This is a genomic window from Streptomyces sp. NPDC058307, from assembly GCF_042880295.1.
In the GTDB taxonomy this organism is placed as follows: Bacteria; Actinomycetota; Actinomycetes; order Streptomycetales; family Streptomycetaceae; genus Streptomyces.
Map to the genome: position 1 here is coordinate 87324 of NZ_JBHVYZ010000035.1, position 6582 is coordinate 93905.

The 6582-nt window shown below is 72.1% G+C and carries 7 protein-coding genes; 3 read left to right on the forward strand and 4 right to left on the reverse strand.

What is annotated here, in order from left to right; genetic code table 11:
• The first annotated feature begins 21 nt into the window (after positions 1–21).
• Positions 22–537, forward strand: coding sequence for a hypothetical protein (locus ACFVYN_RS24410; RefSeq protein ID WP_390001795.1), 516 nt, complete (start codon positions 22–24; stop codon positions 535–537).
• Here ACFVYN_RS24410 and ACFVYN_RS24415 read toward each other — a convergent pair.
• Positions 530–1669, reverse strand: a complete 1140-nt coding sequence (locus ACFVYN_RS24415) for a serine hydrolase domain-containing protein (RefSeq protein WP_390001797.1) — start codon at positions 1667–1669, stop codon at positions 530–532. The genes ACFVYN_RS24410 and ACFVYN_RS24415 overlap by 8 nt on opposite strands.
• A 233-nt stretch (positions 1670–1902) precedes the next feature.
• Between ACFVYN_RS24415 and ACFVYN_RS24420 the strand changes: the two genes are divergently transcribed.
• Positions 1903–3567, forward strand: a complete 1665-nt coding sequence (locus tag ACFVYN_RS24420; protein WP_390001799.1) for a sigma-70 family RNA polymerase sigma factor — start codon at positions 1903–1905, stop codon at positions 3565–3567.
• Here ACFVYN_RS24420 and ACFVYN_RS24425 read toward each other — a convergent pair.
• Entirely contained in the window at positions 3512–3928 is a 417-nt protein-coding gene (locus ACFVYN_RS24425; RefSeq protein ID WP_390001801.1) for a winged helix-turn-helix transcriptional regulator, read from the reverse strand. The two genes, ACFVYN_RS24420 and ACFVYN_RS24425, sit on opposite strands and share 56 nt — an antisense overlap.
• Positions 3929–4010: 82 nt before the next feature.
• Between ACFVYN_RS24425 and ACFVYN_RS24430 the strand changes: the two genes are divergently transcribed.
• The gene (locus ACFVYN_RS24430; protein WP_390001802.1) at positions 4011–4604 is read left to right on the forward strand and encodes an NADPH-dependent F420 reductase; all 594 of its coding nucleotides are present in this window, start codon (positions 4011–4013) and stop codon (positions 4602–4604) included.
• On the opposite strand, the gene ACFVYN_RS24435 is transcribed toward ACFVYN_RS24430, so the two are convergent.
• Positions 4565–5308, reverse strand: a complete 744-nt coding sequence (locus ACFVYN_RS24435; protein WP_390001804.1) for a glycerophosphodiester phosphodiesterase — start codon at positions 5306–5308, stop codon at positions 4565–4567. The genes ACFVYN_RS24430 and ACFVYN_RS24435 overlap by 40 nt on opposite strands.
• An 18-nt stretch (positions 5309–5326) precedes the next feature.
• Positions 5327–6373: an adenosine deaminase gene (locus tag ACFVYN_RS24440; protein WP_390001806.1), complete on the reverse strand. Its 1047-nt coding sequence runs from the start codon at positions 6371–6373 to the stop codon at positions 5327–5329.
• Between the last annotated feature and the right edge of the window lie 209 nt (positions 6374–6582).

Below are 6582 nucleotides of genomic sequence, written 5' to 3' on the forward strand. Positions count from 1 at the left end.
TTCCAGGCGTACGCTGCTGCCATGAGCGACAGAGCCGCCCAACTCAGGGGCATCCGCGTATGGCTGGCCTTCTTCGTCGTCTGCCTGGTGCTCAGCGGGGCCACGGCCTTCCCCCTGGTCCACGAACTGCGCTGGACCGAGGACGTGTTGCGGCACCTTCCCGCGCCGGACGCGCTGACGGAGTGGATCGCGCGGGTCCGGCGCGGGCTCGACACCGCCGACTCCGACTACCCCTTCCTCCTCTACGGCACGGACTGGCTGGCCTTCGCCCACCTGGTCATCACGGTCGCCTTCTACGGCCCCTACCGCGACCCGGTCCGCAACATCTGGGTCGTCGAGTTCGGGATGATCGCCTGCGCCGGCATCGTCCCGCTCGCCCTGATCTGCGGGCCGATCCGGGGCATCCCGATGTGGTGGAGCGTGATCGACATGGCGTTCGGGGTGTTCGGGGTGCTCCCGCTGTACGTCGTACGGCAAAAGATCAAGCGGCTGGAGGGGCTGACCGCGCCTGCCGCCCTCCCCGTGCCCGCTACTTGAGTGCGGCCGTGATGATCCGGCCGACGACCGGGTTCGCGTCCTCGCTCTTCGCGTCGGTGGAGTTGACCGAGTACACGAGCGTACGGCTCAGATCGCAGGTGCCGACGAGCGCCGAGTTGTAGCCGTACCGGCCGCCGGACTTGGCCCAGTAGACCTTCCCCTCGGACTCGAAGCGCTGGAGCCCGCCCGCGCTGTAGCTCGCGCCGGTGATGCCCGACGGGACCGAGAACACCTCCTTCAGCTGCGGCCGCTCGACGATCCAGCCCCGGAAGAGACCGGTGAGCAGCCGCTCCAGGTCGGCGGTCGTGGAGATCATGTCCCCGGCCGCGAACCGGTCCGCCTGGTTCCACTCCGTGACGTCCAGGAACTCCGTCGTCCCGTCGGCCTTCCTCACCGCCTGGTAACCCCGGTTGTGCGGGCCGAGGATGCGCGGGTCGGTGCCCGGGAAGTACGTGTCCCGCATCCCGGCCGGCGCCAGCACCAGCCGGCCGGCCTCGGAGGCGTACGACCGCCCGGTCACCCGCTCGATCAGCAGGCCGAGGAACGTGTAGTTGATGTTGAGGTAGTGCTGCTGCTTCCCCGGGCAGAACTCCGGCTCCTTGGCGCCCGCGGACGCGGCGACCCGCTGGGGGGTGAGCGTGTCGAAGCGGTGGGCGTAGATCTCCTCGAAGGTGTCGCCGAGACCGTCGCCGGCCGGGATGCCGCTGGTGTGGTCGAGCAACTGCCGCACGCCGACCGGCCGGAACTGCGGGCCCAGGAGGCCGGGCAGGTAGTGCTGAACGGGCGCGGCCAGTTCGATCCGGCCCTCGGCCACCAGACGCAGTACGGTCGCCGCCGTGACGACCTTCGTCGTCGAACCCGCCCGGAACCGTGCGTGCGGATCGGCGGGCCCCCCGCTCTCCAGATCGTGCACGCCCGAGCTGCCGTGCCAGGCGCCGTCCCTGCCACCGACCCGGACCAGTGCCGCGGTGGCGTTCGCGTCGGGGAGTCCCGCGATCGCGGCGCGTAACGCCCTCGCGTCGGGGGCGGGGGCGGAGGCGGTACGCGCGCTCGCGGGCGAGACCGGCAGGCCGGCGGTCAGGGGCACGGCAAGGGCGCCGGCGAGAAGGCTTCTGCGACGGAGGTCACGCATGGGTCGGCTCCAGGGGCTGTGGGATGTGTGTGATCATCCTGCGAGACCGCCGAGACGGGGGGATCGTCGGCGAGCAGGACCCGGCCCTGGTGGGACCCTGAGCAACTCCAGCCGCTCCTGCGGGAGTTGTCGGGGAAGCTCCCTAGGGGACGGAAAAGTGTTATCGCGGCGCCCTTCACTCCGTCTCCACGCACGAAGGACACCGGGAAGGGGAACCGGCCGGAAAGGACGACGTGGACACGCGGCAGTGGCGCGACACCATCGCGGCGGCGCAGGACGGCGACCGGCGGGCGCTGGACGAGCTCGTCGAGGGCTGGCTGCCGCTGGTGTACAACATCGTGGGCCGCGCCCTGAACGGCCACGCCGACGTCGACGACGTCGTCCAGGAGACCATGCTGCGGGCCGTCGGCAACCTCGGCAGCCTGCGCGACCCGGACAGCTTCCGGTCCTGGCTCGTCGCCATCGCCATGCGCCAGATACGCGACCGGGCCCGTCGCAGGACCTCCGCCCCGCTGGACGAGTCGGCCGCGCGCGAAGCCACCGACTTCGCGGAACTCACCGTCCTGCGACTCCAGCTGGAGGGGCAGCGGCGCGAGGTCGCGGAGGCCGTGCGCTGGCTCGACGACGAGGACCGGCAACTGCTGTCGCTGTGGTGGCTGGAGGTCGCGGGCGAACTCACCCGGCGCGAACTGGCCGCCGCCGTCGGCATCAGCAGGCAGCACGCCGCCGTGCGCGTCCAGCGGATGAAGGAGCGCCTGGAGACCTCCCGCGGCATCGTCCGCGCCCTCGACGGCGCCTGCCCCGACCTGCGCGAACTCACCGCCCGCTGGAACGGCCGCCCCGACTCGGTCTGGCGCAAGCGGCTGGCCCGGCACGTGCGCGGCTGCGGCTACTGCGGGGACACCCGCGAGGCCGTCGTACCGGCGGAGCGGCTGCTGGTCGGGATCGCGCTGGTCCCCGTCCCGGTCGCGTTCACCCTCTCGCTGGCCCTCGGCGGCAAGACGGCCGCGGCCGCCACCGCCACGGCCGTCTCCGTGAGCTGGTCAGCCAAGGTGCTGGGCGCGCTCACCCAGCCCGTCGTCGCGGTCACCGCGGGGGCGACGATCGTCGCGGGCGGCGCGTACGTCGTCACGCGGACCCCGGACGACGCCCCGGCGCCGCGGGTGGCGGTCTCGCCCACGGCGGCGAGCACGTACCGGCCACGCTCGGTGCCGGACACGCCCTCGGCCTCGCCGTCCCCGTCCCCTTCGGTGACACCGACGAAGACCGTCCGCTACGGCAGCGTCGTCGACGCCGTCGACCGGGCCCCGGACCCCGACACCCCGCCGGCCGCCCTGCCGCACCGGCCCGAGACCGGCATCACCAGCACCGGCGGCGCGCACGCCGTCATGAACCACCGCGGGGACAGCGTCACGCTCACCGGCCACGGCTATGTCCTCGTCCGCTGGCAGATCTCGCCGCAGTACCGGGCCGGCAGCCTGGTCATGCCGTCCTGGACCGGCCTCGAGGGCGAGCTCTTCCACGTCGCCTCGGGCGGCGGCCGCCGGATGGACGACCCCGTCAGCGCCACGGACGCGAGCGCCACCGGAATGGGCAACTCCACCGTCGGCTACGCCGTCCCACCCGCCGGCACTCAGCAGATGTGGCAGAACGAGTACTTCTACGTCGACGGCAGTGTCACCCTCACGGTCAACGAACGCGGCGCCGACTACGGGCTCAGCGTCTTCCCGTCCAGCTGGGACGCGGTGGAGAAGGACATCACCACCGGCCCCGCCCAGGGCGTCAAGCGCTACGGCCTGGTCCGCGACACCGGCGGGGACGACACCCCCGTGCCGCAGTACGTCACCCGGTCGACCCCGGCCGACGCGGCGACCGTTCCTCAGCGGTCCCGGGTGTAGGCGCGGTGTCGGCGCCGTAGCGCTCCTGGGCGTCCATCACCTCGTCGCCGTGGTCGTGCGCCCAGACGCCGAACGCCTGGATGGGGGCGAGCAACGTCCGTCCCAGGGCGGTGAGTTCGTACTCAACGCGGGGAGGGGAGCCGCCGTACGCCTGTCGTGCGACCAGTCCGTTGAACTCCAGGCGGCGCAGGGTCTCCGTCAGCACCTTCTGGCTGATCCCGCCGATGCGTGCCCGCAGTTCGCCGGGGCGTCCGGGGCCGTCCTTGAGGGCCCAGACGACCACCGGGTTCCAGGTGTGGGAGACCAGGTCGAAGGCGAGTCGGGTGCGGCAGTCGGCGAGGAAGGCGAGGTCGGTGGTCACGTACCGAATGGTGCCCGAGCGGCTTCCTACTGTCGTGCCGGATCCGGAGAAACGGGAGTTCCGGCGAACAGGAGGAGGCGTCATGCGGGTGGGAATCATCGGCCGGGGCGGCATGGCGGACGCGTTGGGCACGCAGTGGCGGCGGGCCGGGCACGAGGTGGTCACCGGGAGCCGCTCGGGCGGGCTGCGCGAGGCGGCGGAGTCGGGGACGGGCGCGGTACTGCTCGCGGTGCCGTACGAGGCGGTGGTCGAGGTCGTCGAGGGGCTGGGGGAGGCGCTTCGGGGGAAGGTGCTGATCGACTGCACCAACCCGGTGGGCCGCGATTTCGGTCTGCTCACGGCGGGCGGACCGTCGGCCGCCGAACGCATCGCCGCCGCCGCGCCTTCGGCGCACGTCGTGAAGGCCTTCAACCTGTGCCATGAGGACGTCTGGCGGCTGACCCCGCCCGTCTTCGACGGCCGCCCCCTCGCGGTGCCGCTGTGCGGGGACGACGAGGTGGCCCTGACCGTCGTACGACGACTCGTCCGCGATCTGGGCTGCGAGCCGCTGAACGCCGGGGGACTGGACCGGGCGGGTCTGGTCGAGGCGACCGCGGCGCTGCTGATCCGGCTGTGGGTGGGGGAGGGGGCGGACGCTCAGGCGATCTCGCCGCCGCGGGCGTACTCAGGGGCCTGACTCCCGTTCGCCTGTGCTCTCAGCGCGCAGAGCACGTCCACCCTGTTCGTCGTGATCGAGTCGACGCCCGCGGCGGCCAGGCGGCGCATCGAGCGGCGGGTGTCGGGGGTCCAGACGGAGACCAGGTAGCCGTCGGCGTGGATACGGTCCGCGAGGTCCCGGTCCATCAGGCCGAAGCGGTAGTTGAGCCAGCGGGGCTTGACCGCGTCCAACAGGACGGGGCGCGGGGGTGCGAGGCTCGTCCAGGTGAGCGCGATCTCCGCGGACGGGTCGGCCTCGCGGACGGCGAGCATGGTGGTGGCGCCGGCGCAGTAGTAGACGCGGTCCTGGGCTCCGTGCTCGCGGACCACGTCGACCACGCGGCGGGCGACCCGTGCCTCTCTCGTGCCGGGCAGGTCGAGCATCAGGCGGCTGCCGCCGTCCTTTCCGCCGGTGGCTTCCAGGGCCTCCGCGAGGGTCGGCACCCGGCCGTCCGTCAGCCCTCGTACCTCGTCCGCCGACAGGGAGAGCAGAGGGCGGTCGTGCTCCCACAGCCGCTTCAGCGTGTCGTCGTGGAGCAGCACCGGTACGCCGTCCCTGGTGAGCCGTACGTCGATCTCCACCGCGTCCGCGCCCTGGTCGAGCGCGGCACGCAGGGAGCCGATCGTGTTCTCACGGACGCGGTAGGGGTCGCCGCGGTGTGCCACGGCCGTCAGCTTGTGCATGCGCCCATTGTGGTGGGATCACGGCGCGAGCCAGGTGGCGGTGTAGCTGTCGATCTCGTCCTTGATCCTGGTCTTGCCGGGCTCGTCGAGGAAGGACGCGTCGACGGCGTTCTTCGCGAGTGCGGCCAGGCCCGCTTCGTCGAGGTTCAGGAGTCTCGCCGCCACCGCGTACTCGCTGTTCAGGTCCGTGCCGAACATCGGGGGGTCGTCGGAGTTGATCGTGACGACGATCCCCGCCTTCACGAACTCCTTGATCGGGTGCTCGTCGAGGGTGCGGACGGCCCGGGTGGCGATGTTGGAGGTGGGGCACACCTCCAGCGGGATGCGGTGCTCCGCAAGGTGGGCGAGGAGCGCCGGGTCCTGGGCGGAGCTCGTGCCGTGGCCGATGCGCTCGGCGCGCAGGTGGGTGAGGGCGTCCCACACCGTCTCCGGTCCGGTCGTCTCGCCGGCGTGCGGGACCGAGTGCAGGCCGGCGGCGATCGCCCGGTCGAAGTACGGCTTGAACTGGGGGCGGGGGACGCCGATCTCGGGGCCGCCGAGTCCGAAGCTCACCAGGCCCTCCGGGCGCAGGCGGTCGTCGGTGGCGAGGCGGGTCGTCTCCTCGGCGGCCTCCAGACCGGCCTCGCCGGGGATGTCGAAGCACCAGCGCAGTACGGTGCCGAACTCCGACTCCGCCGCCTTGCGGGCGTCCTCGATGGCCTCCATGAACGCGCGCTCGTCGATGCCGCGGCGGGTCGAGGAGAACGGGGTGATGGTGAGCTCGGCGTAACGGACCTGCTGGCGGGCGAGGTCTCTTGCTACCTCGTAGGTGAGGAGCCGCACGTCCTCGGGGGTGCGGATCAGGTCGACGACGCTGAGGTAGACGTCGATGAAGTGGGCGAAGTCCGTGAAGGTGAAGTAGTCGACGAGTGCCTCGGGGTCCGTGGGGACCTTGGAGTCGGGGTGGCGGGCGGCCAGTTCCGAGACGATGCGGGGGGAGGCGGAGCCGACGTGGTGGACATGGAGTTCGGCCTTGGGCAGGTCGGCGATGAAGGCGTGCGGGTTGGTGGTCGTCGGCGGCGTCATGGGGCCTCCCCTTGGTGGGTGCGGGGTGCGGGGTGCGGGGTGCGGTGATCGGCTTATCGGTGCGGAACATGTTAGGCGGGGGTGCGTGCGGGGTCGGGTGGGGGTTCGGTGGGGGCGGGCGTTTTTGCGCAGTTCCCCGCGCCCCAGATGCCTGCGGCGCAGCTGCGGCTCCGGTGGGGGCGTGTGTATCGCGTGCGGGTGCGTTTTTG

Excerpts from the sequence above, each read along its gene's own strand:
- ACFVYN_RS24435 (WP_390001804.1), bottom strand. The coding sequence starts at position 5,308 with ATGCACAAGCTGACGGCCGTGGCACACCGCGGCGACCCCTACCGCGTC.
- ACFVYN_RS24415 (WP_390001797.1), bottom strand. The coding sequence starts at position 1,669 with ATGCGTGACCTCCGTCGCAGAAGCCTTCTCGCCGGCGCCCTTGCCGTG.
- ACFVYN_RS24440 (WP_390001806.1), bottom strand. The coding sequence starts at position 6,373 with ATGACGCCGCCGACGACCACCAACCCGCACGCCTTCATCGCCGACCTG.
- ACFVYN_RS24430 (WP_390001802.1), top strand. The coding sequence starts at position 4,011 with ATGCGGGTGGGAATCATCGGCCGGGGCGGCATGGCGGACGCGTTGGGC.
- ACFVYN_RS24410 (WP_390001795.1), top strand. The coding sequence starts at position 22 with ATGAGCGACAGAGCCGCCCAACTCAGGGGCATCCGCGTATGGCTGGCC.